Origin of the sequence: Mesorhizobium sp. B2-8-9 (genome assembly GCF_006439475.1) — a bacterium.
Taxonomy (GTDB): Bacteria; Pseudomonadota; Alphaproteobacteria; order Rhizobiales; family Rhizobiaceae; genus Mesorhizobium.
The window spans coordinates 219,591-245,065 of record NZ_VFTQ01000002.1 but is presented as its reverse complement, the minus strand read 5'-3'; the positions used below and the strand labels follow the sequence as shown (position 1 = coordinate 245,065).

The following is a 25,475-nucleotide window of genomic DNA, read 5'->3' as shown; positions in this document are numbered from 1 at the left end:
CACGCTGCGGCGCGGCCAGCGCAAATGCTGGCTGCGCTGCTTCTTCACCGAGGCAAGCCGACCGCTGTGGTTTTCTTGAGGTGCCGGCGCATCGCTTCTTCGGCTCGCTTTTCATCGCGCGCCACGAGCGCCTCGTAGATTGCCCTGTGCATTTCGGTCGCGGAGGGAAGCGCATGGGGCATCTGATTGCTGATGCGCCTGCTTGCCATCTGCCACCATCGGGACGAATACATGAAACGGTCGAGAATCCTGTTCTGCGCCGCGCGGCAAATCTCCATGTGGAAATCCAGATCGAGCTTCAGATAGGCATCCGGATTGTCCTCGCTGGCCGACATCGCCGCCAGCAAGGTGCCAAGACGCTCGAGGTTTTCCTTGGTCATATGCTTGGCCGCGATGGCGGCGATGGACGGTTCGATGATGATCCGCGTAGCGTGCGCTTCGGCCAGGATCTCGCGCATCTGCTCGTGCGGCAGCCAGTCGATGAGCAATGGGCTGAGATAGTCCCACTCCTCGGCTGGACGCAGCACCACGCGCCGGCCCTGCGCGATCTCGATCATATCGAGCGACGCCAGGATCTTCAGCGCCTCTCGCGCGACCGCGCGCGAGACCCCGAACTCCTGAAGGATCTGCTGTTCCGAGGGCCCCTGGGCGCCGGCGACACCGCTGGCGGCGATGCGTCGCGCCAGCACACCAGCTACCTGCTTGGGCAAAGTTTGAAGCTTGACCTCGACGGTATCCATCACTAACATCCACTTGTCTGATAAGCTTATAGGCTGATAGCTAGATATGCAGTCAACTTATCTCATAAAAACGCTCACTAGCCTATAACACGGCCTGCGGAAAGGGATCGAGCGGTGTCCAGTCGCCGTGCCCTCTTGCCGCCGTCCGAGATCAAGATCGATACGCCTTACCAACTGAGGCGTGTTGGAGCGCAAGTGCCCGATCGCCCGGAGGCTCGCAAGCGTCGTCCGGGAACCCATACAGGCAGTCTCGCCGCGGGAGGAGCACGCCGGCGGACTGTCGAGGGCGAAAGTCGTCGGCCGTCCCTGGACGGACCGATCCATCAAACCAGGAGGAGATTGTGATGTCCGGAACCTTATCGAGACGCAAATTCCTTGCCGCGAGCGCGGCGGTGACGGCCGGCTCGCTTGCGGCGCCGTGGGTTGCCAGGGCAGACGCTAAAGAGATCACCGCATTGCTGATCACGGGCGGCCCGCTCTATCCCAAATATTGGGAGAAGATCGTCCAGGACTTCACCGCCAAGACCGGCATCAAGGTTCGCTACGACCTCCTGGAATTCACGCCCCTGACGGCGAAGGTGGTCACGTTGAGCGCGGCACGGTCGAGCCAGTACGATGTCTACAGCACCCACACCGCGCAGATCGATTCCTACTTCAACCATTTCGCGCCGCTGAACAGCTATTTCAGCGACTCCGAGCTGGCAGATTTCTATCCCGTCGCGGTTAAATACCTGCGCGATCCCAAGACCGGAAATCTGGCGGCGATTCCGCGCAACATGGATGCGCGCGTTCAGTATTACCGCAGCGACATCTACCAAGAGAAGGGCCTGAAGCCGGCCGGAACCTGGGAAGAACTCGTCGATGTCGGGCTAAAACTCACTGGCAACGGGCACTATCGCCTTGTCGTGCCGGGGCAGGGGGACCCCGCCCAGCGCACCTTCAGCGACCTGCTTTGGCAGGCAGGCGGTGACTGGGTCGACCAGGCCAACAAGCCGGCGTTCAATTCCGAAGCCGGCATCAAGGCGCTCACCTTCTATCGCGATCTGATCCAGAAGCACAAAATCGTGCCGCCCGACGCCGTTGGCTATCAATGGAACGAGAACTCGACGGAATTCTCGTCCGGCACGGTCTATGCCACTTTCGATTGGCCGGGCGCCTTCGCCACCCTGTCTAATCCGGAAACCTCGCGCGTCGTCGGTAAATGGTCGACGGCGCCCTATGTGCGGGACAAGGAGGCGATCTCATGCGCCATCTCGCATGCCATGGCGCTGAACGGCCAATCCGGACGCAAGGAACCCGCCGTCGAGTTAATCAAATACACGGTCAGTACCGACGCCCAGCGGCTCCAGTTCGACCAGTTCACCAACTTCCCGAGCAGCCAGAGTCTGGCCAAGGAAGTGATCGCTGCGGCCAAGGGCCCGCAGGCCACTTGGCTGCAGCAACTCGAGACGACGATCGCGAACGGTAAGGAATGGCCCAAGCTCGCCGGCTTCTCGAAGGTCTGCACCTTGATGTTCTCGGCCATCGAGCAAGCCCTGTCAGATCAGGTTTCGCCCGCCGACTCGCTCAATCAGGCGGCGAAGGAGGCGGAAGAGATCATGCGCCGGGCCGGAGCTTACGACTGAGAATGGCGGCCGTCGCACAGCACCGGGCGCCAGGGCGCCGGCGACGTTCGCCGCTGCCCTACACCTGGCAGAGAGGTTACCTCCTGGCCAGCCCGGCGCTTCTCGTGATGCTGGCCATCCTGATCTATCCGCTCGGATACTCCTTCGTCATGAGCTTCTTCCGCTGGGATCTGAGCGGGTCGGCGCCATTCATCGGAACGGGAAACTACACCGACGAGCTCTTTGGCCGCCAGTTCAACCAGGCGCTGCGAAACCAGACCATTTTCAGCGTCGTTTCCATCACGATCGAAGTGGTGGCTGGCATGGCGATCGCCGTGCTGGTCAACGGCAAATTGCGCGGCATGCGGCTTGCACGCACGTTGCTTTTGGTTCCCCCGATGATTGCGCCCGCCGTCGTCGGCCTGAACATCCGATGGCTGTTCAACACCCAATACGGCTTGGTCGACGCGCTGCTGCGCATGTTCAACCTGCCTGACATTCCGTGGCTCAACCACCCGACCTGGGCGCTCGTCTCGGTGATCGTCGCCGACGTCTGGCAGAACACGCCACTGATGGTGCTTCTGTTCCTTGCCGGCCTGCAATCCCTGCCGCAGGAGCCGCTCGAGGCAGCCACGGTGGATGGCGCGACGCCGTGGCAGCGCTTCTGGCACATCGTTCTGCCGCTGATGCGCCCGGTCATCATGATCGCGCTGATGCTGCGCATCATCGACACCTTCCGCACCTTCGACGTCGTCTGGCTGATGACGCAGGGCGGCCCGGGCGGCGCCACCAATCTGCTCACGGTCTATTCCTACCTGCTGGCGTTTCAGGCGGTGGATTTCGGACACGCGGCGGCGGTCTCCTACATCGCGCTGGGCATGTCGCTGTTCGTGCTCGCCCTGCTCTACGGAGTGCCGTGGCTGATTGCGAAACGGAGGGCGATATGAGCGAAGCCGTCATCGTCAGCGCACGTTCCATGCCAAAGCGCCGGCGCCGCCGGTTCACGGCGGGAATCGCCGGTCAGTATTTGGCGCTAGTCGTCACAGTCGCGCTCACCGTCTTTCCGCTGGTGTGGCTGTTCCTGACCTCGATCCGAAGCTCGGCCGATATCTTCTCGGTTCCGGTGCACATCATCCCCGAGACAGCGACGCTGACACAGTATGTCGCGGTCTTCGCCCAGTACGACACGATGGGCTATGTCTGGAACACCGTCATCGTCTCGGTGGCGACGGTCATCCTTGTCCATCTGCTGGCCATCCCCTGCGCCTATGCGCTGTCGCGCTTCAGGATGCCGGGCGCCATGCTGATCTTCGGGCTGCTTTTGATCATGCGCATGATCCCGGTCATCGCGCTTGCCATCCCGCTCTTCGCCGTGTTCGCCGCCATGGGCCTGCTCGACACTGTCTGGGCGCTGATCCTCAGCCATACGGCCGCCAAGCTGCCGGTTGCCATTTGGCTGCTTCTGGGCTTCATCCAGGATGTGCCGAAAGAGATCGAGGAGGCTGCCCAGTCGGATGGCGCCGGCACCGTGCGCACGCTGGTCCAGATCGTCGCGCCTCTGATTGCGCCGGGCATCGGCGCCAGCGCTGTCATCACCTTCCTCTTCACCTGGAACGACCTGCTGCTCGCGCTAACGCTGACCTCGAGCAAGGCCGCGCAGACGCTGCCGGTCGGTCTCACCAATTTCGTCTCGCAGTTCGGCATCGACTGGGGCGCCATGTCGGCTGCCGGCGTGCTCATGGTCATCCCGACTTTGGTGTTCGTCTGGTTTGCCCAGGGGCTGCTGGTCAAGGGGCTCACGACCGGCGCGGTTCGCGGCTGAACGGCTTCGACTAAGGTTGAATGCAACTGAGTGACGATTAGCGAGGGTTCGCACCTCGCCGCACATTGGAGGAAACGGAATGGAAGCTGACCAGATACCGGCGATACCGGACATTCCCCGGCCGTCACGAGAACTGGTCGACGCGCTGGCGGCGATCGGTTCGGCGACACTGGCCAGCGAGCTTTACCACAAGATGGGCATTCGCGATCCGCAAATCCGTGGGCCGCGTCCGCTGAGGCTCGGCAGCACAGCGGCGGGGCCGGCCCTGACCCTCCAGTGCATGCCGAAGCGCGAGGATCTGTACAACGAGACGGAATACGAGGAGCCGGAGCGGCAACTGCACCGGCACGTGCTTTATCCCACTCAGCCCGGCGACATGGTGGTGGTCGATGCCCGTGGCGATCTAGGCAGCGGTATCTTCGGCGAGATGATGCTGACCTATTTCGCCGGGCGTGGCGGCGCCGGCGTCGTTATCGACGGCTGTATTCGCGATTCCGCCCAGGCGGCGGCGCTCGACATCGGCATCTGGGTGCGAGGCGTCACGCCGAATTTCCATGCCCAGACCAACATCGTTCCCTTCGCCGTCAACGTTCCGATCGCCTGCTCGAACGTGCTGGTCATCCCGGGCGATATCATCGTCGCCGACGACGATGGCGTGGTTGTCGTGCCGGTCGGCCTTGCCCCCAAACTGGTCGAACTCGCCGGCGCGCATATCGAGTGGGAAGAGTTTTCGCGCTTGCGGCTCGCGCAAGGAGGAGACCTGCGGAAATACTACCCGTTGAGCCCCGAGGGCGAGGCTGAATACCGCGCATGGCGGCAGGCTCAACGAAAATGAGCCGTGCCGGTACGGGAGAAGAATAGGTGTCTGCAATCCAGATAGAACAGCTCGGCAAGAGCTTCGGGGCGGTGGAAGTTCTGCGCGACGTCAACATCGAGATCGCCAGCGGCGAGTTCGTGGTCCTGGTCGGTCCGTCGGGCTGCGGCAAGTCGACGTTGCTGCGCATCATCGCGGGGCTCGAAGAGCATACGACTGGCGAGATCCGCATCGGCGGACGCGTCGTCGACGAGATGCCGGCCAAGTCGCGCGACATAGCCATGGTGTTCCAAAGCTATGCCCTCTATCCGCATATGAGCGTGGCCGACAATATGAGCTTCGCGCTGCGGCTGGCCAAGGTTCCCCGGGAAGAGATCGTTTCCAGAGTGAAGGCCGCGGCCGAGATCCTCGGTCTGCAGGACCTGCTCGGGCGCATGCCGCGTCAACTGTCCGGCGGCCAGCGCCAGCGTGTCGCCATGGGCCGCGCCATCGTCCGCGACCCTGCGGCCTTCTTGTTCGATGAGCCGCTCAGCAATCTCGATGCCAAGCTGCGCGTGAAGATGCGTGCCGAGATCAAGAAGCTGCACCAACGGCTGGGACGAACCAGCATCTACGTCACGCATGATCAGACAGAAGCAATGACGCTCGCCGACCGCATCGTGGTGTTGAACAAGGGCCGCATCGAACAGATCGGCACCCCTTCCGAACTCTACGAGAACCCGGCCAATCTGTTCGTCGCAGGTTTTATCGGCTCGCCGGAAATGAATCTCATCAACGGCCGCATCCAGAGTGGCGCATTCATTGCGGAGCAGGGCCTACGCCTGCCCTTGCCTCACGTGGCAGGGGTGGGGGACAAGCAAGGTGTGGTTTACGGGATTCGTCCTCAGCACATCGCTGTCGGAGGCAACCACGCACAGGCGAGAGTCCAGGTTGTCGAGCCGACCGGTGAAGCGCAGGAAATCACCTTGACCGCCGATGGCGTCGACCTGATGGCGGAGATCCGGGACCGGCCGCCCTTCAAGCCGGATCAGGAGGTGAACCTGGAGATCATGATGCATAAGGTACATCTGTTCGACGCCGAGAGCGGCAGGAGGATAAACTAAAGGAGCCTGTCCTTCCGGACTGTCTCCCTTCGAGTGAGCTATGCCGCTGGTGTCCTCCCGGTGATCATATCCGCCGCCTTCTCGGCCATCATAATCACCGCTGCGTTGGTGTTCGATGATACGATGCGTGGCATCACCGAGCTGTCGCAGACGCGTAAGCCTTGCAGTCCGCGCAGGCGCAGTTCCGGATCAACGACGCTGTCGGCATCGCCGCCCATGCGGCAGGTGCCGACCGGATGGTAGGCGCTGCGGCCATACTGGCGGGCAAAGGCTTCGAGCGCCGCGCGGCCCTTTGTCGCCGCTCCAGGCAAATGCTCGCGGCTGATGTATTTGGCGAAGGCCGGCTGAGAGAGGATCTCGCGGCTGATCTCGATGCCGTCGATGGCGCGTTCGAGGTCGTAGCGTTCGGCGAAGGGATTGGGGTCGATAACCGGCGCATCGCGCAGATCCGCCGAGCGCAACGTGACGCTGCCGCGCGAATGCGGGCGCACATGGTAGGAGTTCAACGTGCAGCCATTGCCGCCGGGGACCGAGCCAATGCCTTCCTCGACACCGGCGCCGGGCAGGAAATGAAATTGGATATCTGGCGTCTTTTCCGAGCGGTCGCCCCACCAGAAACCGCCGGCTTCGACGATGTTGGAGGCAACCGGTCCTTTGCCGAAGAGCGCATATTCGAGGCCGGCGACGGCCTGCCAACGCTTCTTCTTGTAGCGGTCGATGCCGTGCGGCCCATTGAGTTCCGCGACGACGTCCACGTCCATGTGATCGTGTAGATTCTGGCCGACCCCAGCGAGATCATGCACAGTTTTGATGTCATGCTTTTCGAGATGCGCGGCAGGGCCGATGCCGGACAGCATCAGGAGTTTCGGCGAGCCGATGGCGCCGGCGGTGACGATCACCTCGCGCTCGGCGTGCAGCAACTCGGCGCGACCATTGGCGATGGTCTCGACGCCGACGGCCCGACCCTTCTCGACGACGACGCGGCTGACCGTGGCGCCGGTGCGCAGCGTCAGGTTCCCGCGGCCGAGCGCCGGTTTCAGATAGGCGACCGCGGTGCTCGAGCGCCTGCCATTGCGCGTCGTCGTCTGGTAGAAGCCGGCGCCTTCCTGCTCGCCGGCATTGAAGTCGGCGCGGAAGGGTAGGCCAGCCTGCTGCGCCGCCTTGACGAAGATCCTGGTCAGCGGGTGCGGCGTGCCGCTGGAAACGCCGAGCGGTCCGTCGATGCCGTGCTGGGAACCGGCAAAAGTGTCGTTGCCCTCGGACCGAACGAAATATGGCAGCACATCGGCGTAGCTCCATCCCGCGCAGCCGAAGTCGGCCGCCCAGTCGTCATAGTCCTGTGGGCAGCCGCGCGTGAACACCTGGGCGTTGATCGAGGAGCCGCCGCCGAGCACGCGCGCCTGCGGGTAGACCATGACGCGGCCGTCGATCTCCTTGCCCGGTGCCGCGTCATAACCCCAGATCAGCGGCCCGGACGTCATCTTGAAGAAGCCCACCGGCATGTGGATGTATCGGTCGGTGTCGGGCGGCCCGGCCTCGAGCAGGACGACGGACAGGCCTGGATCCTCGCTCAGCCTCGCGGCAAGCACGCAGCCGGCCGAGCCGCCGCCAACGATGATATAGTCCGCCATTCTCGCTCCCTTGCCGAGGCAAATCCGGCCTCGCGCTTTTACGCGCGACGATCTCAAGTCGCTTGTGCCACGTCAAGAGAAAGGGTATGGTTGCCGTGTTGAAGGGTTGTCGTACAAGTAGAGGAACTTGACGGCCCGTCTCCGGAGGACCCGGCCGCGCTCCCTGCGCACGAGCCGGGCGGAAACAATTCAATCGGGAGGTTCGAAATGAAGGACAGCAATGGTCTTGTTTTTTCCGGCAGGGTGAGCCGCCGGACGCTGATGCTGGGCGCTGCCGCCGGGGCGGCGACGCTGGCGATGCCGAATGTGCTGCGCGCGGCCGACAAGCCGACGCTGGTGACGTCGATCCGCTCGTTGTCCAATCCCTATCACGCGGTGTGGAAGACCGGCGCCGAGGCTTATGCCAAATGGGCCGGGCTGGAGCACGTCACGCTGGTCTCGGAAGGCAACAGCGAGAAGGGCATCGCCGATATCAAAGCGATGCTGGCCAAGACCAACGGCAACATGGTGCTCAACTCCGATCCCAACGACACGCCCGACGCGCGCCCGATCGTCGAAGCATGCGCCAAGGCCGGCGCCTATGTCGTGACGCAGTGGAACAAGCCTGCCGACCTGCACCCCAAGGACTTCAACCCGAACTATGTCTCGCATATCGAGTTCGACGGCATCGCCAGCGGCAAGACCATCGCCGAGATTCTGTTCAAGGCCATGGGCGGCAAGGGCGGCATCGTCGCGCTCGGCGGCCTGATCTCGACTACAGCAGCGATTGAACGCAAGAAGGGCCTCGATGCTGCGCTCGCCGCGAACCCCGACATCAAGCTGCTCGACTTCCAGGTCGCAAACTGGAAATCCACCGAGGCCTTCGACCTGATGGGCAATCTGCTCACCCGTTTCGGTGACGACATCAAGGGCATCTGGGCCGCCAATGACGACATGGGCTCCGGTGCGCTCGAAGCGCTGCGCGCCGAAAACCTCGCCGGCAAGGTGCCGATCGTCGGTGTCGACGGCATCAAGACGGCGGTCGACGCGGTGCGCACCGGCGAGTTCGCCTGCACGATCACCTCGGATCCGTTCTGGCAGGGCGGCATGGGGCTGGCTATCGGCTACAACGCCAAGATAGGCAAGTTCGACCCGGCCAAGGAGCCGCCGGAACACCGCGAATTCTACGGCAAGGCGGTGCTGATCTCGCACGACAATGTTGAGGAATATTACAAGACCAATGTCGAGTCGAAGCCCGAGATCAACTGGAACGATCTCTGGGGCCGGGTGACCGGAGCGATCCGGGCCTGACCCGTTTGGGGCGGGCCGGCTTCTCCCTGGCAGCGGCCCGCCCCTTTTTGCCGGCGTCTTGCGCCCGCGGCCACGACGCCTGTCACCAGCAGACGGGAAGCGGTTTGTTGACAATCGATACAGAACCCCTGAAGTCCGTTTCGGACATCGAGCGGACAACGCTTATGACATTCCTCCCCGGCCGCATCGCCACTATGCTCGGCGGCAGGCGCTGGCGCAGGCTCGCGCCGTTGGCGGTGCTGGTCGTGCTGTGCGTTCTGATCACCATCGCCAATCCCAATTTCATCGAGCTGCGCAATCTGGTGCGGCTAGCGAACTCCGCCGCCGTACCGCTGACACTGGCGATGGGGCTGACCTTCATTATCGTGATGGGCAGCATCGACCTTTCGGTCGAGGGTACCCTGTCTGTGGCGGCGATGGTGGTGGTGCTGCTCGCCGCCAATGACAGCAACGGCAACGATTATGGTTGGTGGGCGGTGCTGGCGGCGATCGCCGCCGGCACGGTCATGGGCCTCATCAGCGGTCTCGTCCAGACGATGCTGCGTATCCCGTCCTTCATGGCGACGCTCGGCATGTGGTTCATCGGACTGGGCCTGTCGGTCTATATGCTGGGCGGCTCGGCCATACGACTGAACGACGCCTCGATCCGCAATCTCGCCTTGCACCGTTTCCTCGGCCTGCCGCTGGCGGTCTGGGTCGCGCTCGGCGCGTTCGCGCTTGCAGCGGTCATCCAGTATTACACCAGGCTTGGCCGCCACATATTGGCGATCGGCGGCGACGAGGACGTGACCAGGCTCTCCGGCGTCAACGTCACGCGCGTGCGCATAGCGGCGTTCGCGCTGGCCGGCTTCTTCTTCGGCATTGCCGGTGTGCTTGCCGCGGCGCAGCTCGGTCAGTCACATGCCGTCATCGGCGACGGCAGGCTGTTTGCCGCGGTCACCGCGGTGGTCGTCGGCGGCACGGCGCTGACCGGGGGCGAGGGTGGCGTCGTCAATACGCTGATCGGTGTGCTGATCGTCACCGTTTTGGCCAATGGCATGATCCTGCTCGGCATCTCGCCTTACATCCAGCAGACGGTGCAGGGCCTGATGATCATCGCGGCGGTGGCGCTGTCGCTCGACCGCGTTCGCCTGAAGATCGTGAAGTAAGCGCCATGCTGCAGGTAACCGGCATCATCAAGAATTTCCCCGGCGTCCAGGCGTTGCGCGACGTCTCCATAGAAGTGCGGCCGAACGAGGTGGTCGGACTGATCGGCGAGAACGGCGCCGGCAAGTCGACGCTGATGCGCCTGCTGGCCGGCGGCTATCGGCCGGATGGCGGTACGATCACCCTCGACGGCGAACAGCTCAAGCTGCGCAACGCCCGTGACGCGGCCAGGAACGGCATCGGCATGGTGTTCCAGGAACAATCGCTGGTGCTCAACCTGACCGTCGCCGAAAACATCTATCTCGGCGAAGAAGACCGCTTCACCCGCTTCGGTCTTGTCAACTGGCGCGCCATGAATGCTGCGGCGCGCCGGCAACTGGCCAAGATCGGCGTCGACATCGACGTCACCGCGCGCACCTCCGAACTGACCTTCGCCGCGCGCCAGATGGTCGAGCTCGCCAAGGCGCTGACGCTGGAGGAGATGGTCGAGCGTCCGCTGCTCATCTTGCTCGACGAGCCGACCTCGGTGCTCAACGCCGCCGATATCGAGGTTCTGTTCGCGCGGGTGCGCTCGCTCAAATCCCGCGCCAGCTTCGTCTTCGTGTCGCATCGCCTCGACGAAGTGCTGGCGATTTCCGACCGCGTCTACACGATGAAGGACGGCGCGGTCGTGGCCGAACACCGCGCCGCGGAAGTCACCGCGCCGGAGCTGCACGAGATCATGGTCGGGCGCGGGCTGCAGGCCGAATATTATCGCGAGGCCCGTCAGCAGCCGCCGGGCGATAAGATCATGGTCGAGGCCAGGGGCCTGGGCGCCAGCGGCTTCTATCATGGTGTCGACCTTTCGATCCGCGCCGGAGAGATCGTCGGCATCGCCGGCGTCGTCGGCTCCGGACGCGAGGAGGTTACCCGTACGGTCGGCGGCTTCCTGCCACATGATGCGGGCGAGATGAAGATCGCCGGCGAGACGGTTCGCTTCAGCTCGCCAGAGCCGGCAGTGCGCAAGGGCATCGGCTATGTGCCGCGCGAGCGCAGGCTGGAAGGCCTGGTGATGTTTCTGTCGATCGCCGAGAACATTTCGCTGGCGGATCTCTCGAGCGTCATGCGCAACGGGGCCATCGATTACGGCAAGGAGCGGCGGCTTGCCGCTGACTGGATCAAGCGGCTCAGCATCAAGGCGCCAGGACCGGACGCCGCCTGCCGCAAGCTCAGTGGCGGCAACCAGCAGAAGGTGGTGCTGGCGCGCTGGATGACGGCGGGCTCGCGCATCCTGGTGCTCGACCACCCGACGCGCGGGCTTGATGTCGGCGCCAAGGAAGAGGTTTACGAGCTGGTGCGCGACCTCTCGGACCAAGGCGTGGCGATCCTTCTGATCTCCGACACGCTGGAGGAGACGATCGGCCTGTCGCACCAGGTTCTGGTGATGCGCGACGGCGAGATCACCGCGCGCTTCGATGCCAGCCCCGGCAACAAGCCGGATCAGGTCGAGTTGCTACGAGCGATGGTGTAAGCCGATGAATGAAGGTTTTCCCATCAAGCAGGTCTTCGAGGGCAAGTGGACGCAAGGCGCCATCCCGCTGGTGCTGCTTGTCGCCCTTTTGCTGATCATCGAGATCGCCGCGCCCGGCTTCCTGACCGGCGAGACGCTGGCGCTGCTCTTTGCCAACACCGCCGTGCTGTTTATGCTGGCGACCGGCGTCACCTTCGCCATCCTGCTCGGCGGCATCGACCTGTCGATCCAGGCGGTCGCCTCGCTGGCGAGTGTGATGCTGGCGCAATTGTTGCCCTCGCTCGGCTTCGCCGCGTTCCCGGTGGCGATCCTGTCTGGCCTCGCCTTCGGGCTGCTGAGCGGCATCGTACATGTCAAGCTGCGCGTGCCGTCCTTCGTGGCGACATTGGCTACCGGCGGCGTGGTCACGGGCCTGGCGCTCTGGGTCTCCAACGGCCGCGCCATCACCATCGAGGAAGCCGGGCGTGAAAAGACGGCGTGGATCAACGCTACGATTTTCGGCCTGCCGATGGTGGTGCTGATTTCGGCCCTGATCGGCATCGTCAGCTTCCTCGCGCTGCGTTACACCCGCTTCGGCCGCCAGGCGATCGCGGTCGGGGCCGGCGAACCGGCGGCGTGGGCGGCCGGCATTAATGTCGACCGCACCAAGATCATCGCCTTTGCCGCATCGGGCATTCTGGCGGCCATCGCCGGCGTCGTGCTGGCGGCCAGGCTGTCCAGCGGCTCGCCGGTGCTCGCCAACCAGCTGCTGCTCCCCGCCATCGCCGCCGTCATCGTCGGCGGCACGGCCATCACCGGCGGGTTGGGCGGCGTGGCGCGCACCGCGGTCGGCGCGCTGATCATCTCGATCGTGCGCATCGGCATGACCTTCGTCGGCGTCAACATCTTCCTGGAAAACATGGTGTTCGGCGCGGTGCTGATCGCCGCCGTCGCCATAACCATCGACCGCAGCAAGATCGCGGTCATCAAGTGACGAACCGATCCGCACCGCCTCCCAAGCAAACGCGGACGCAGTGGGACCGCATCGGCAATGAGCCGGTGCGGTCCGGGCTGAATTTACTGCATCGTGTCCAGGCCGATCAGCTCGATCTTGTAGCCGTCGGGATCCTCGACGAAGGCGATGTGAGTGGTGCCGTGCTGCATCGGTCCGGGCTTGCGCGGGATCTTGGCACCGCGCCTCTCGAGCTCGGCGCAGACGGCGTAGATATCGTTGACGCCGAGCGCCAGATGGCCAAAGCCGGTGCCGATCTCATAGGGTTCCTCGCGGCCCCAGTTCAGCGTCAGCTCAACGACGGCTTCCTTGTCCTCGGGTCCATAGCCGACAAAGGCATTGGTGAACTTGCCGCCGGGATAATCGTCGCGGCGCAGCAAGGTCATGCCGAGCACCTCGGTGTAGAAGGCGATCGACTTGTCGAGGTCGAGCACCCTGATCATGGTGTGCATATAGCGAAAGCCGGGGGCGTCGCTCATTGGGAAAGTCCTCCGAATTCAGTGATTTGCCGGTCTGACCATCCACATCAAGCGGCTTCGGGAAGAAGCATGCTATCGCTTGATGTTCTCAATCAGGGTTGTATGATAACACGACAAGATTAGTGGTTGTCCAGTCGTTTCCGGAAGGTCCAGGTTCAATTCATGAATGCAGTGCCGCCCATTTCCGCATCGCTGATCGCCGCCCTCGCCGGCGTGCTGTCTGATGGCGGGCTGCTGACCGAACCGCAAGACCTGGCGCGCTACAGCCGCGACTGGTCGGGCGACCATGTCGGCCGCCCGCTGGCGGTGGCGCGGCCCAGCTCGGTGGAAGAAATGTCGGCGCTGATGCGGCACTGTCATGCCGAGCGCATCCCCGTCGTGCCGCAGGGCGGGCTGACCGGCCTTGTCGGCGCGGCGGTGGCGGCTGACGGCAATGAGGTCGTCGTCTCGCTGGAGCGCATGAACAGGATCCGCTCGATCAGTCCGATCGACTTCGCCATGGTGGTCGAGGCCGGCTGCATCCTCGAGGACGCCAAGCGCGCGGCGGAGGAGAGCGACTGCATCCTGCCGATCACCTTCGGAGCGCAAGGCAGCTGCCGCATCGGCGGCAATGTCGCCACCAATGCCGGCGGCTTCAACGTGCTGCGCTACGGCATGACGCGCGACCTGGTGCTTGGCCTCGAAGTCGTGCTGGCCGACGGCCGGATCTGGAACGGGCTGAAGGTGCTGCGCAAGGACAATCGCGGCTACGATTTGAAGCAGGTCTTCATCGGCTCGGAAGGCACGCTCGGCATCGTCACCGCGGCGGCGCTGAAACTCTTCCCCAAGCCGACGCAGATCGAAACGGCGCTTGTCGGCCTACGCTCCGTCGAGGATGCAATGGCGCTCTATGCGCGGGCGCGGCGCGGTTGTAGCGACTTGCTAACCGCCTTCGAGTTGATCCTGCGCGGCGGTATCGAGATCACCATGCGCGAGGGCAAGGATTTCCCCGATCCGCTCGGCAAGCCTTATCCCGCCTATGTGCTGATCGAGGTTTCGTCCGGTGGGCTTATCGACCTCAAGGATATGCTTTTGAGTTTTCTCGCCGGCGTCGAGGATCTTGTCGAGGACGGCATTGTGGCATCGACCCGGGCGCAGGCCGAGCGCCTGTGGCTTTACCGCGAGATCATGGTCGAGCGGCAGGGCCGCGGCGGCCGCTATCTGCGCACCGATGTCGCAGTGCCGATCTCCAAGCTTGCCGATTTTGTCGCCGACGCGCTCACCGAACTTGGACGGGCGAGACCCGACGCGCTGCCCGTCACCTACGGCCATGTCGGCGACGGCAACATCCATCTCAACGTCGTGCCGCCGGAGGGCATGGGGGCCGAGGCGATCGAGCATCTGTTCGAGGAGGCGGAAGCGGAGATTTTCGCCGTCGTCGACCGCTATGGCGGCTCGATCAGCGCCGAGCACGGCATCGGCCGGGTCAAGCAGCGGGCCTTCCTCGACCGCATCGATCCGGTGACGCTCGATCTCGCCGCAGGCATCAAGGATGCTTTCGATCCGCGCCATATATTGAGCAACGGCCGCATTCTGGCGTCCGCATCCGCGCTCGACTATAGGTGAGCGATGACGCTGAAGCTCGACAAGGTCAATCGCGGTCCGCACCTCTCCACGCTCGTGGCGAGTTCCATCTCGCGCGAGATCGCGCAAGGACGCCTCAAACCCGGCGATCAGCTGCCGACCGAACAGGCACTGGCGACCACGTTCGGGGTCAGCCGCAACGTGGTGCGCGAGGCGATCGCAAGGCTGCGCTCCGAAGGCCGCATCTGGTCGCAGCAGGGCAGGGGTGCCTTCGTCGCCGACGCGACCAACGCCACGGTGCTGACGATCGACTATGAGACCTTGCAGCGGGCGGATTCCTTTCGCAATCTTTTCGAGCTGCGCGGCATGCTGGAAGTGCAGATCGCCGCGCTGGCCGCGACCCGCCGCTCCGACGCCGACATCGAGGCGATGGAACAGGCGCTCGATGGGATGCGCGCCGCGCCTTATGGCAGCGTCGCCTGGCTGAAGAACGATCTCGGTTTCCACCGCGCCGTCGCCGAGGCGACCCAGAACCCCTATATGGGCCAGTTCCTCGTCTTCGTCTCGGAACGGGTGCGTGAGAGCATCCTTGCCGCCGGTAATCAGCAGAAGTCCGACGACATGGCGCGCACGACCCTGGGCGAGCACGAACGAATTCTGGCGGCGATCAAGGCCGGCGACGCGAAGGGCGCGAGCGCCGCCATGACGCGGCATCTCGCGGGGGCGGCCTCACGCGTCGGACTGCCAGGCGGCGACGCTGAGGCCGCGTCGCCGACACGGCATTCGAGGTTGCGAAAGGCCGTGCGCGGGCGGGCGGCGGGGTAGGGCCGCGCAGCCACCTCCCTCACTCGGCCGCAGCCTCAATCAATGAAACGCCGTTGAGCTCAGCAACAATATCCGACAGCGCCGGCACGAATTTTTCTCCGTGCCCCGTAGCGACCGCCGTGGCAAAACCGTTGCGGACCACGGCGCCGACCGGGTTGGCGATGCCGGCGGCCTGGGCGAAGGAGGCAAGATAGGTCATGTCCTTCAGCGCATTGGCGATGGCGAAGCGCTGGGCGTTCTCGTTGCGGTTCAGCACGAAGTCGAAGAAGGCCTGGTAGAAGCCGCAATCCATGCGGCTGCCGGAAATCACGCTGTTGAAGACCTGCGGCGTCAGCCCGGCCTTTGCTCCCAGCGTCAGCGCTTCGGAATAGATCGCCGAATAACCCATAGAGACGAAATTGTTGAGCAGCTTCATGGTGTGGCCGCTGCCGGTCGGGCCGGTGTGGATAATTCGCGCGGCGAAGGCTTCGAGCACCGGCCGCGCGCGGGCGATCGCTTCCGCCGCGCCGCCTACCATGACGTCGAGCTTGCCTTCGGCGGCTTCCTTGGGCGTGCGCGCCAGCGGCGCGTCGATCAGCGTCACGCCTTGCGCCGCAAGCTCTGCGGCGAGCGCGATCGTCGAGGACGGGTTGGAGGTCGAGCAGTCAATGATGAGCAGCGGTTTGTCGGCAGCCGCAAGCCCCTCCGGTCCCTTCACGAGCGCTTCCACCTGCGGCGAGCCGGTGACGCAAAGGAGAACGATGTTGCAGCCCTCGGCGAGCGCGCGCGGCGTTGCCGCCTGGCGGGCCCCGGCGCTGACAAGCTTCAGCGCCGCCTCCTGGTTGCGGTGCACCCAGACGGTCAGCGGCCAACCCTTGGCCAGAAGGTTGGCCGCCATGCCCGAGCCCATTGCGCCCAGGCCAATAAAGCCGATTTGCTGCTTCATGTTGGTCTTCCAGTGCTGTTGGAATTTCTGTTTTGATGCATGTCGTTGTCCGGGAACCGCTGTGCACTTCCGGGGGGCATGCATTGGAAACGAAAGATTGCCGTTGCAACCAAGCGGTGCGATCCTTGGCCTGAGAATCGATTTAAGAGGCCGGTTTTCCGATGACGGATCGCCAGGGAGCAATGTTCGGCGCCATTCGCCAGTCCCCCAATCTCAGGGGCGAACTGGTGGAGAAATTTGCCGCGCAGATCGAGGCCGGCGATCTGGCCCCTGGCCAGCGGCTTCCCACCGAGCAGGAGATCGTCAATGCGACGGGTGTGAGCCGGACGGTGGTTCGCGAAGCGCTGGCCTCGTTGCGCGCACGGGGGCTGATCACGACACGGCAGGGCCTCGGCGCCTTTGTGGCCCAGGAGCCCCCGCCGAAAACCTTTTCGATCGTGCCGACGGATGTCGAATCGATCGACGAGATCCTGGCGGTGCTGGAGCTGCGCAGGGGCGTCGAGGCGGAGGCGGCGGCGCTGGCGGCCACGCGCCGGACCGCCAAGGACCTTGGGCTTATGGCTAAGCAGCTCGACGCAATCGACCGGGCGATCGCCGAAACGGGTCTCGCCGCGACCGAGGATGCGGCTTTCCATCGGGCGATTTCGCTCGCCTCGCACAACGCCTACTTCAGCCGGCTCTTCGACACGTTCGGCACTGCGATGATCCCGCGCCAATGGACGCAATTCGACCAGATGGAGTCCGACGAGCGCGAGCGGCATTTCGAGCGGACGCGGCGCGAGCACCGGGCGATCCATGATGCCATCGCGGCGCAAGACGCCAAGGCGGCGCAGCGCGCGATGCGGCTGCATCTTTCCCGTTCCTACAAGCGCTTCGAGCAGCTCCGAGACGGAACCGCACATCTGAAATAGATCGGGCGAGGGCGCCCGAGCGGCGCATGGCGCACCGCGAGAGGCAGCTACGACGCGACTTTCAAAGTGCGGCCGGCCGTGATTGGCATTATGCGCCCATGCCAGGAACATTCCGTCGTCCTCCAGCCTGCCGGTAGATCCAAAACCAGCATTTCCGTCATCACCTTTTGCATGCTTACAGGGTTGTCATACAACCATTCGATCTGATATTCCTGCGGGCATGACCCGTCAAGAGGACGTGGTCTTTGAGGAGTGGTTTCTATGCATCAAAGGCGATTTGGCCGCACCGGCTGGCAAGTGTCGGAAATCGGCTTCGGCAGTTGGGCGATCGGGGCCGATTGGGGCGACGTCGAGGAGAAGGACGCCATCGCGGCGCTTAATGCGGCGCTCGATTCAGGCGTGACGATGATCGACACGGCCGATGTCTATGGCGACGGCCGGGCGGAAAAGCTGATCGCCAAGACGCTGAAGGGGCGGGGCGGCGCGAGGCCGATGGTCGCCACCAAGGCCGGCAAGCGGCTGAACCCGCATGTCGCCGCAGGCTACAATCGCCAGAACCTGACCAGCTTCGTCGAGCGCAGCCTGCGCTATCTTGAGGTCGACGTGCTGGACCTGGTGCAGCTTCATTGTCCGATGACAGAAGTCTTCTATCAGCCCGAGACCTTCGATGCGCTGGAGAAGCTGGTCGAGGAAGGCAAGATCCGTCACTACGGCGTCAGCGTCGAGAAGGTCGAGGAAGGCATCAAGGCGCTGCAATATCCCGGCGTCGTCAGCGTCCAGATCATCTACAACATTTTCCGGCAGCGGCCCGCGGAACTGTTCTTCGACATGGCGCGCCAGAAGGACGTTGCCATCATCGTCAGGGTGCCGCTGGCCAGCGGGCTCCTGTCCGGCAAGTTCAAGAGCGATTCCAGCTTCAGCGCCAAGGACCACCGCAGCTACAACCGGCAGGGCGAGGCCTTCGACGTCGGCGAGACATTCGCCGGCGTGAATTACGAGGAAGGCCTGCAAGCGGTCGAGGAATTGCGGGCGCTGCTGCCGCCAGGCGCCACCATGGCGCAATGGGCGCTGCGCTGGATCCTGATGAACCCGGCGGTGACGGTCACCATTCCGGGCGCCAAGTCGGTCAGGCAGGCGCAAGAGAACGCCGCCGCGTCCGACCTGCCGGCGTTGTCGCCGCAATTGATGGAGCGCATCGCCGACATCTATGAGCGGCGCATCAAGGCCTCCGTCCACCAGCGCTGGTGAGCGCCATGACAGCCGGTCGGCCCCTGGTTGCTGGTAAGCAACTGATCATCGATGGGCATCAGCATTTCTGGGATCCGGCGGATGGATCCTGCGGCTGGATGACGGAGGACTACGCCGCCATACGTCGCGTGTTTGAGCCCGACGACCTCAGACCGGCGCTTGCCGCAGCCGGCGTGGACAGGACCATCCTGGTCCAGACATGGCATTCGCTCGACGAGACACGCGCATTCCTTGAGACGGCCAGCCGGACCGATTTCGTCGCTGGCGTCGTGGGATGGGTGGACCTCGCCGATCCCGAGGTGGCGGCCACGCTGTCCGAGCTGAAGGCGCGGCCAGATGGCCGTTACCTGGTCGGCATCCGTCACCTCGTGCACAACGAGGCGGATCCGAACTGGCTCTTGCGCGCCGATGTCCAGCGCGGGCTGGCGGCTGTCGCCGAAGCAGGGCTCGCCTATGACCTGCTGTTGAAGGAGCCGCAGATTCCGGCTGCCCTGGAGACGGTGGCGCGGCATCGCAATTTACGTTTCGTGGTCGACCACGTCGCAAAACCGCGCATTGCGCAGCACGCGATGGAGCCGTGGGCCGGATTGATGCAGGGCTTCAGGGCGCATCGCGACCATGTCTGGTGCAAGCTGTCCGGGATGGTCACGGAAGCCGACTGGCGGCACTGGAAGCAACAGGATCTGCAGCCCTATGTGGACGAGGTCCTTTCCATTTTCGGCCCGTCGCGATGCCTGTTCGGCTCGGATTGGCCGGTCTGCCTGGTCGCAGCCGACTATCAGACGGTCAAACGCACCCTTGGCGAGTGTCTTGCCGGGCTGGCCGAAGAGGAACGTTCGCAGATTTTCGGCGCTTCCGCCGTCGAGGCCTACCGCTTGTCGCTGTGACGGTGGCAAGGCTCTGAGCCCTCCCGCCTTGCGCGTTGCCGGGCCACATTCATCATCACATGATCGCTGCGCATGTCTCTGCGTTGGGCATCTTTGTCCAGCGCCTCGCACCGACTGCAATGAACTTCCTCGCCCAAGCTGAGATCAGATAGGGAAGAACCAAAGGCGCGACACGCAACTTGGCCGCTCGCTTCGAGGCCGAGGTCGTGTTGACACCAGTGTTACATGGTAATAGGGTTGTATGACAAGTTGGCCATGTAACGGGAGGAACATGCATGAGACAGCTAGGACTTGGATTGACCATGGCGGCCGCGGGGCTCGCCATGGCTTTGCAGACGGCCCGCGCCGACGAGGAGCTGCCCATCGGCGTCATCGCCGCGCAGTCGGGCTCGTTCGTTTCGGCCGGCAACACCATCGTCGGCGCCGCGAACCTGGCGGCGCAGCAGATCAACGACGCCGGCGGCATCAAGGTCGGCGACAAGACCTACAAGATCAAGCTCTATATCCGCGACAACCGCACGGATGTGAACGTCACCATCGCGGCCGCGCGCGAGCTGGTCAACGACATCGGCGTCAAGGCGATCTGGGGCACCGAGACGCATGACTTCTCGGTATCCATGGCCAAGATCACCGGCCCGGCCAAGGTCCTGCAGTTTTCCGGCAACAGCTCGCTCGGCGCCGTGCTCGACGACAAGGCCGTCGCCGAGGATGGCTGGCTCCACTACACGTTCCAGAGCGAGCCGCAGGAATGGCAGCGCAGCGGCAGCACCGCCAAGGGCGTGCTCTCGCTTCTGACGCTGCAGCTGAAGTCGCCGCCGAAGCATTCGGTGGTGTTCGTCGGCAATGACGCGACCGGGCAGTATCTGTCGTCGCACTATGTCAAGGCGCTCGAGGCGGAAGGCCAGAAAGTCGACCTGGTGCAGTATCCGCCGGACACGACCGACTTCTCGCCGCTGCTTACCCGCATCAAGGGCATGAAGCCCGACATCGTGCATTTCTGGTACAATGGCGATTCAACGCTCACCGCTTTCCCGCAGGCCCTCAAGCTCGGCGTGGCGCCGTCCTATTTCCTGTTCGGCGTCGATCCGGGCATCTATCAGGAGCGCAGCCTGAAGGCTGATGTGCCGGTGACGCTGAGCTGCGTGCCGGTCTGCTGGGGTTCATCGCCATACCCCGAAGTGAAGCAGTATTTCGACAAGTATTTCGGCCTCGGCGCCGCCAAGGGCCCGCAGTCCTCGGTCTCGCTGCTCTATTACGATTACTTCTTCTGGTACGCCAAGGCGCTGGAGAAGGTCGGCAAGATCGACGATCCGGACGCGGTGGTCGCGGAGCTCCTGAAGTCGGACTACAAGGGCGTCGTGTCGCCGGTGCCTCTTGTGTTCAACAAGCACCACCAGGTCACCTTCGCGACCGAGGTTTGCATGGTCGAGCCCAACACATCCGACCAGTTCAAATGCGCGGTCGAGCAGCCGCCGGCCGCTCCGCCGCCCGGCGACAACGGCGGCTGAGCCGGCCCGCGACAAAATCCGACATCGGGATGGGCGGCGAGGTTCCGTCCATCCTCCCCTTGCAGGCTCGCCACCCGGATTTGACGATGGACATTTTTGTGCAGCAACTGGTGAACAGCCTCTCGGTTGCCAGCGTCACCATTCTCATCGGCATCGGCATCACGCTGATCTTCGGTCTCGCCGGCATCGTCAATTTCGCACATGGCGAGTTCCTGATGGTCGGCGGCATGGCGACCTGGTTTATGGTCGGCGCCGGCATGAACTTCTTCGTGGCCCTTGTGCTCGCCGGGCTGCTGGTCGGCGCGCTCGGCTTTGCCGCCGAAAGATGCCTGTTCCGCTTCACGCTCAACCGGCCGATGAACGGCTTCATCATGTCGATCGGCCTCAGCGTCATCCTGCAGCATGCGGTCATCCGCGTGTTCAACGAATTCCAGAAAAGCATCACCGACCCGGTCGGCCTGGTCTGGACGATCGGCGGCGTCGACATCATCGCCATGCGCGCGATCGTCGTCGCGATAACGGCCATCATCGTGGCGATCACCTATTTCGGCATCTCGCGCAGCCGCTATGGGATGGCGTTGCGGGCGAGCGTTGCGGACCGCGACACCGCCGAGCTGATGGGCATTCCGGTGCGCCGCTACGTCACCGGCGTCTTCATTTATGGCAGCCTGCTTGCCGGAATAGGCGGCGCCTTGATGATCTCGCTGTTTCCGATCACACCGTTTACCGGCAGCGTCATCATCATCCGTGGTTTCGCCGTCTCGCTGATCGGCGGCCTCGGCAATGTCGGCGGCGCGGTCGTCGGCGGCCTGGTGCTCGGCTTGGTCGACGGTCTCAGCGCCGGCTACGGCTATCCGGAATGGACCGACGCCTATTCGCTGGTCGTGATGATCCTGATCCTGGTGCTGCGGCCGCAGGGCCTGCTCGGCGGCACGCTCGGCCCCAAGGCATCGTGAGATGTCGATGCCAGTGACCGACAACAGCGCCGGCAAGACAGGCGCCGCGCCAGAAGGCGCCAGAGCACGGGATCGCCTGGCGCTTCTGACGGCGGACAACGCCGCCGTTCCCCTGCCGGCCGGCGTCCAGGCGATCACGGCCATCCTTTTGGCAGTGCTGCTCATCGCCTTGCCCTGGCTCGGCCTCGGCTACCGCTTCCTGTCGATCGCCATCACCACGCTCTATACGGCGATCGGGCTCTACGGCCTCGGCCTGCAGTTCGGCCAGGCCGGCATCATGTCGGTCGGCCATGCGGCGCTGATGGGCGTCGGCGCCTATGCCTCGGCGATCCTGTCGGTGCAGCTCGGCCTGGGTTTGTGGGCATCGCTGCCCTTCGCCATGGCGCTGTCGGCGATCGTCGGCGGCGTCATCGGCCTGCCGACGCTGAGGGTCGGCGGCCAGCATTACATCATCATCACCTTCTGCTTCTGCGCGCTGTTCGTCATCGTGCTGACCAATGGCGGCACCTTCACCGGATCGGCGACCGGCCTCGACGTCGGCTTGGTGACACCCTTGCCTGGCATCAATTTCGACAAGCTCTCCAACAATTACTACCTGGTCCTGGCGGCGCTGTTCCTGGCGGTTGTGGCAACCTATCTCATCGGCAATTCGCGCTACGGGCGGACGTTGCGGGCCATCCGCGAGAACGAGCAACTGGCGCGTTCGGTCGGCATCAATGTCGACCTGCACAAGCTCGGCGTGCTGATGGTCTCGGGCCTGTTCGCGGGCCTCGCCGGGGTGCTGCAGCTCTACTATCTGCGCCACATCTCGCCGACCCTGTTCGGCGCCTTTCCCAGCCTCTACCTCGCGCTGATGGTCATGCTGGGCGGCGCCCGCTATCTCTACGGGCCGCTGATCGGCGCGCTCGTCGTCAATTTCCTGCCCGAGGTGCTGAACCTCGATCCGGTCGATTCCCGCATCGCCTACGGCGTCAGTCTGCTCCTGGTGATCCTGCTGCTGCCGGGCGGCGTCGGCGCCGGCATCAAGAACATCTACTGCGCGATTACCGGCGGCTTCGAGACGCAAAAGCAAAGAGGTTCGAATGGCCGCGCTTGAGGTGAGGGGCCTGCGCAAGCAGTTCGGCGGCGTCGTCGCGCTCAACGGCATCGATCTCGACATCGACACCGACCGTGTCGTCGGTATCGTTGGCCCTAACGGCTCCGGCAAGACAACTTTGTTCAACGTCGTCACCGGCGTCCATCCGGCGACCGGCGGCACGGTGTTCTGGCATGGGCAGGACATCACCAATATCGGCGCGCATCGCATCGCGCGAAAGCGGCTGGTGCGGACGTTCCAGCAGGCGATGTCGTTTCCGGGCCTGACCGTCGACGAGAACGTCCGGATCGCCTGGGAGCAGGGCAGGAGGGGAGACGGCCGCTGGGCGTCACCGGGCATGATCCTCGAGTTTGTCGGCCTGGCGCCGCTTAGCAAGGCGATTGCGGGATCGCTGCCCTTCGGCAGCCTGAGACGCCTTGGGCTGGCCGTCGCGCTCGGTGTGTCGCCCGAACTCCTGCTCCTGGATGAGCCCGGCGCCGGGCTGAACGACAGCGAAGCCCAGGCCTTCGCGGCGGTCATCGCGCAGCTGCCGCCGCAAGGCATCGGCGTGTGCCTGATCGACCATGACATGGACATGATGGCCGACCTCTGCGACCGGCTTGTCGTGCTCGACTTCGGCACCAAGATCGCCGAAGGTCCGCCGGGCGAGGTGCTCGCCGACCCCAAGGTCCGCGAGGTCTATCTCGGTCCCGACAAGAAGGCGGCCGCGTCATGAGCCTGCTTGCCGTCGAGCATGTCGACACCGGCTACGGGCCCGTCGCCGTCAATCGCGACGTCTCGCTCGCGGTCGGCCAAAACGGGATCGTCACCATTTTGGGACCCAACGGCGCCGGCAAGACGACGCTGCTGCGTTGCATCGCCGGCCTGGTGAAGCCGCGGCGCGGCACGGTGACCTTCGAGAGCCGCGACGTCACCAAGCTTCACGCCGACGAAAAAGCAACGCTCGGCATCGTGATGGTGCCGGAAGGCCGCCGCGTGTTCGCCGACATGAGTGTGCGCGAGAACCTTTTGCTCGGCGCCTACTGCCGCAAGGACCGGGATGCTATCGAAGCCGACATCGCCTTGATGGAAAGCTATTTCACCATCCTTGCCAAGAAGCGCGGCGCCAAGGCCGGGACGCTCAGCGGAGGCCAGCAGCAGATGCTGGCCATCGCGCGCGGCCTTATGGCCAGGCCACGCATCCTGTTGCTCGACGAGCCGTCGCTCGGGCTATCGCCATTGCTGGTCTCGGAGCTGCAGGGCATCATCATCGACGTGCGCGAGAAGTTCCGCGCCGCGGTGCTGCTCGTCGAGCAGAACGCCGGACTGGCACTCTCGGTGGCCGAGCAAGGCTATCTCATGAATTCCGGGCGCATCGTAGCTTCAGGCGGCATCGAAGAGTTGCAACAGTCTTCGGTCATGCAGGAGCTCTATCTCGGCAAGAGGGCGCGGCAGAACCAAAGTTCCTCGCAGGCTTAATATTCGCAGTGTCTAACGGCGACAGCCCGAAGTGGGCGCGTGAAATAAAAGCAAATCACAATCCGGCAGCGACCTCTTGGATGAAGTCCAGAAACGCTCTGACCTTTGCAGGGGGTAGATGGCGCGAGGGATGGTAGGCATAGAGTGGATAAAGCTCCTCCGACCAATCCGGCAAAATCCGCACCAATTCGCCGCGTGCCATGAAGGGCGCGAGACCCACGGCAAGGCTCTGGAACACCCCTTGACCCGCCACGCAGGCGGAGACCGCGACGGAAGGATCGTCGAGCACCAGGCGGCTTGTGACCTTGACCTCAACGATCTCGCCGCCGCGATAGAATTCCCACGGAAACGGCAGTCCCGTCTGAGGATCGCGGAAGAGCAAAGCCTCGTGATGGACGAGGTCATGAGGCGAGCGCGGCTCGCCATGACGATCGAGATATACCGGCGCGGCGACCGTCAGGATCGGCGTTTCGAGGAGTTTTTGTACGATGAGCGTTGAATCGTCCGGGGGGCCGAAGCGTACCGCGACGTCTATCCCCGCCATCATCTCCTCGCGATAGTTGCTTGTGGATAGGTCGAGTTGCAGCATTGGATAGCGTGCCAGGAACTGCCTAAGCGTCGGCGCGAGCACCATGCGCGCGAACCAGGGATCGACTGATACGCGCAGCCTGCCGCGCACGACCGCAGCGGCACCTGCCACCTCGGCTGCCGCCTCGTCGAGGCCGGCAAGCAATGGCATTACCTGCGCATGGAAGCGCCGCCCTTCTTCGGTGAGGCTTACCTCGCGCGGATTGCGGTCGAAGAGGCGGACGCCGACCCTCGCTTCCAGGCGCGCCACCGCCCGGCTCACGCCCGAGGGCGTTACGCCGAGCATTTCGGCCGCCCGGGCGAAATTCCCGGCCTCCGTCACCGCCGCAAGGACGCCGACGCCGGTGAGGAGCCGCGTGTCGAAAACCATTCCTTCTCCT

The 25,475-nt window shown here is 64.1% G+C and carries 24 protein-coding genes; 19 read left to right on the top strand and 5 right to left on the bottom strand.

The genetic code is table 11. The features are described 5' to 3' along the window. Window positions 1-44: 44 nt before the first annotated feature. Window positions 45-740, bottom strand: coding sequence for an FCD domain-containing protein (locus FJ423_RS03420; protein WP_224606327.1), 696 nt, complete (start codon window positions 738-740; stop codon window positions 45-47). A 344-nt stretch (window positions 741-1,084) separates the two neighbouring features. Here FJ423_RS03420 and FJ423_RS03415 point away from each other — a divergent pair, with 344 nt between their 5' ends. The 5 genes from FJ423_RS03415 to ugpC all read left to right on the top strand — a co-directional run bounded on the left by FJ423_RS03415 (window position 1,085) and on the right by ugpC (window position 6,083). Beyond that, window positions 1,085-2,365: an extracellular solute-binding protein gene (locus FJ423_RS03415; RefSeq protein WP_140839211.1), complete on the top strand. Its 1,281-nt coding sequence runs from the start codon at window positions 1,085-1,087 to the stop codon at window positions 2,363-2,365. Window positions 2,366-2,367: 2 nt separating this feature from the next. Then, window positions 2,368-3,291, top strand: coding sequence for a sugar ABC transporter permease (locus tag FJ423_RS03410; protein ID WP_181174706.1), 924 nt, complete (start codon window positions 2,368-2,370; stop codon window positions 3,289-3,291). After that, entirely contained in the window at window positions 3,288-4,166 is an 879-nt protein-coding gene (locus FJ423_RS03405) for a carbohydrate ABC transporter permease (protein WP_140839207.1), read from the top strand. Before FJ423_RS03410 ends, FJ423_RS03405 begins: the two co-directional genes overlap by 4 nt. Before the next feature lie 94 nt (window positions 4,167-4,260). After that, complete coding sequence (locus FJ423_RS03400) at window positions 4,261-5,001, top strand: ribonuclease activity regulator RraA (protein WP_181174716.1); 741 nt, start codon at window positions 4,261-4,263, stop codon at window positions 4,999-5,001. 26 nt (window positions 5,002-5,027) lie between these two features. Beyond that, window positions 5,028-6,083 (top strand): sn-glycerol-3-phosphate ABC transporter ATP-binding protein UgpC, encoded by a 1,056-nt coding sequence (gene ugpC / locus FJ423_RS03395; RefSeq protein ID WP_140839203.1) that lies wholly within the window; start codon window positions 5,028-5,030, stop codon window positions 6,081-6,083. Window positions 6,084-6,121: 38 nt separating this feature from the next. Here ugpC and FJ423_RS03390 read toward each other — a convergent pair whose 3' ends face one another. Beyond that, window positions 6,122-7,714, bottom strand: coding sequence for a GMC family oxidoreductase N-terminal domain-containing protein (locus tag FJ423_RS03390; RefSeq protein WP_140839201.1), 1,593 nt, complete (start codon window positions 7,712-7,714; stop codon window positions 6,122-6,124). A gap of 207 nt (window positions 7,715-7,921) precedes the next feature. Between FJ423_RS03390 and FJ423_RS03385 the strand changes: the two genes are divergently transcribed. The 4 genes from FJ423_RS03385 to FJ423_RS03370 all read left to right on the top strand — a co-directional run bounded on the left by FJ423_RS03385 (window position 7,922) and on the right by FJ423_RS03370 (window position 12,633). Continuing rightward, window positions 7,922-9,004 carry a sugar ABC transporter substrate-binding protein gene (locus FJ423_RS03385; protein WP_140839199.1) on the top strand — a complete coding sequence of 361 codons (1,083 nt, stop codon included), beginning with the start codon at window positions 7,922-7,924 and terminating at the stop codon, window positions 9,002-9,004. 164 nt (window positions 9,005-9,168) lie between these two features. Next, entirely contained in the window at window positions 9,169-10,152 is a 984-nt protein-coding gene (locus FJ423_RS03380; RefSeq protein WP_140839197.1) for an ABC transporter permease, read from the top strand. Between the two features lie 5 nt (window positions 10,153-10,157). Then, window positions 10,158-11,660, top strand: coding sequence for a sugar ABC transporter ATP-binding protein (locus FJ423_RS03375; RefSeq protein ID WP_140839195.1), 1,503 nt, complete (start codon window positions 10,158-10,160; stop codon window positions 11,658-11,660). 4 nt (window positions 11,661-11,664) lie between these two features. Next, a complete protein-coding gene (locus FJ423_RS03370) occupies window positions 11,665-12,633 on the top strand; it encodes an ABC transporter permease (protein WP_140839193.1) in 969 nt (322 codons plus the stop codon). Between the two features lie 83 nt (window positions 12,634-12,716). Here FJ423_RS03370 and gloA read toward each other — a convergent pair whose 3' ends face one another. Then, complete coding sequence (gloA, locus tag FJ423_RS03365; RefSeq protein WP_095768594.1) at window positions 12,717-13,130, bottom strand: lactoylglutathione lyase; 414 nt, start codon at window positions 13,128-13,130, stop codon at window positions 12,717-12,719. Between the two features lie 162 nt (window positions 13,131-13,292). Between gloA and FJ423_RS03360 the strand changes: the two genes are divergently transcribed. Further along, window positions 13,293-14,735 carry an FAD-binding oxidoreductase gene (locus tag FJ423_RS03360; protein ID WP_140839190.1) on the top strand — a complete coding sequence of 481 codons (1,443 nt, stop codon included), beginning with the start codon at window positions 13,293-13,295 and terminating at the stop codon, window positions 14,733-14,735. 3 nt (window positions 14,736-14,738) lie between these two features. After that, entirely contained in the window at window positions 14,739-15,518 is a 780-nt protein-coding gene (locus FJ423_RS03355; protein ID WP_140839188.1) for a FadR/GntR family transcriptional regulator, read from the top strand. Window positions 15,519-15,537: 19 nt separating this feature from the next. Here the strand turns inward: FJ423_RS03355 and FJ423_RS03350 are convergent, their stop codons facing one another. After that, window positions 15,538-16,443, bottom strand: coding sequence for an NAD(P)-dependent oxidoreductase (locus FJ423_RS03350; protein ID WP_140839186.1), 906 nt, complete (start codon window positions 16,441-16,443; stop codon window positions 15,538-15,540). A gap of 161 nt (window positions 16,444-16,604) precedes the next feature. On the opposite strand from FJ423_RS03350, the gene FJ423_RS03345 reads away from it, so the two are divergent. The 8 genes from FJ423_RS03345 to FJ423_RS03310 all read left to right on the top strand — a co-directional run bounded on the left by FJ423_RS03345 (window position 16,605) and on the right by FJ423_RS03310 (window position 24,507). Then, the gene (locus tag FJ423_RS03345; RefSeq protein ID WP_140839184.1) at window positions 16,605-17,354 is read left to right on the top strand and encodes an FCD domain-containing protein; all 750 of its coding nucleotides are present in this window, start codon (window positions 16,605-16,607) and stop codon (window positions 17,352-17,354) included. A 261-nt stretch (window positions 17,355-17,615) separates the two neighbouring features. Beyond that, a complete protein-coding gene (locus FJ423_RS03340) occupies window positions 17,616-18,602 on the top strand; it encodes an aldo/keto reductase (RefSeq protein ID WP_140839181.1) in 987 nt (328 codons plus the stop codon). A gap of 5 nt (window positions 18,603-18,607) precedes the next feature. Continuing rightward, window positions 18,608-19,489, top strand: a complete 882-nt coding sequence (locus tag FJ423_RS03335) for an amidohydrolase family protein (protein ID WP_095768600.1) — start codon at window positions 18,608-18,610, stop codon at window positions 19,487-19,489. A gap of 275 nt (window positions 19,490-19,764) precedes the next feature. Further along, entirely contained in the window at window positions 19,765-20,997 is a 1,233-nt protein-coding gene (locus FJ423_RS03330; RefSeq protein ID WP_140839178.1) for an ABC transporter substrate-binding protein, read from the top strand. Between the two features lie 86 nt (window positions 20,998-21,083). Continuing rightward, entirely contained in the window at window positions 21,084-21,953 is an 870-nt protein-coding gene (locus tag FJ423_RS03325; RefSeq protein ID WP_095768602.1) for a branched-chain amino acid ABC transporter permease, read from the top strand. Window positions 21,954-21,960: 7 nt separating this feature from the next. Further along, the gene (locus tag FJ423_RS03320) at window positions 21,961-23,049 is read left to right on the top strand and encodes a branched-chain amino acid ABC transporter permease (protein ID WP_181174705.1); all 1,089 of its coding nucleotides are present in this window, start codon (window positions 21,961-21,963) and stop codon (window positions 23,047-23,049) included. After that, window positions 23,036-23,764: an ABC transporter ATP-binding protein gene (locus FJ423_RS03315; RefSeq protein ID WP_140839174.1), complete on the top strand. Its 729-nt coding sequence runs from the start codon at window positions 23,036-23,038 to the stop codon at window positions 23,762-23,764. Before FJ423_RS03320 ends, FJ423_RS03315 begins: the two co-directional genes overlap by 14 nt. Next, the gene (locus FJ423_RS03310) at window positions 23,761-24,507 is read left to right on the top strand and encodes an ABC transporter ATP-binding protein (protein WP_140839172.1); all 747 of its coding nucleotides are present in this window, start codon (window positions 23,761-23,763) and stop codon (window positions 24,505-24,507) included. The genes FJ423_RS03315 and FJ423_RS03310 overlap by 4 nt, the downstream gene beginning before the upstream one ends. Before the next feature lie 55 nt (window positions 24,508-24,562). Here FJ423_RS03310 and FJ423_RS03305 read toward each other — a convergent pair whose 3' ends face one another. Continuing rightward, complete coding sequence (locus FJ423_RS03305; protein WP_095768606.1) at window positions 24,563-25,465, bottom strand: LysR family transcriptional regulator; 903 nt, start codon at window positions 25,463-25,465, stop codon at window positions 24,563-24,565. Window positions 25,466-25,475: the final 10 nt, after the last annotated feature.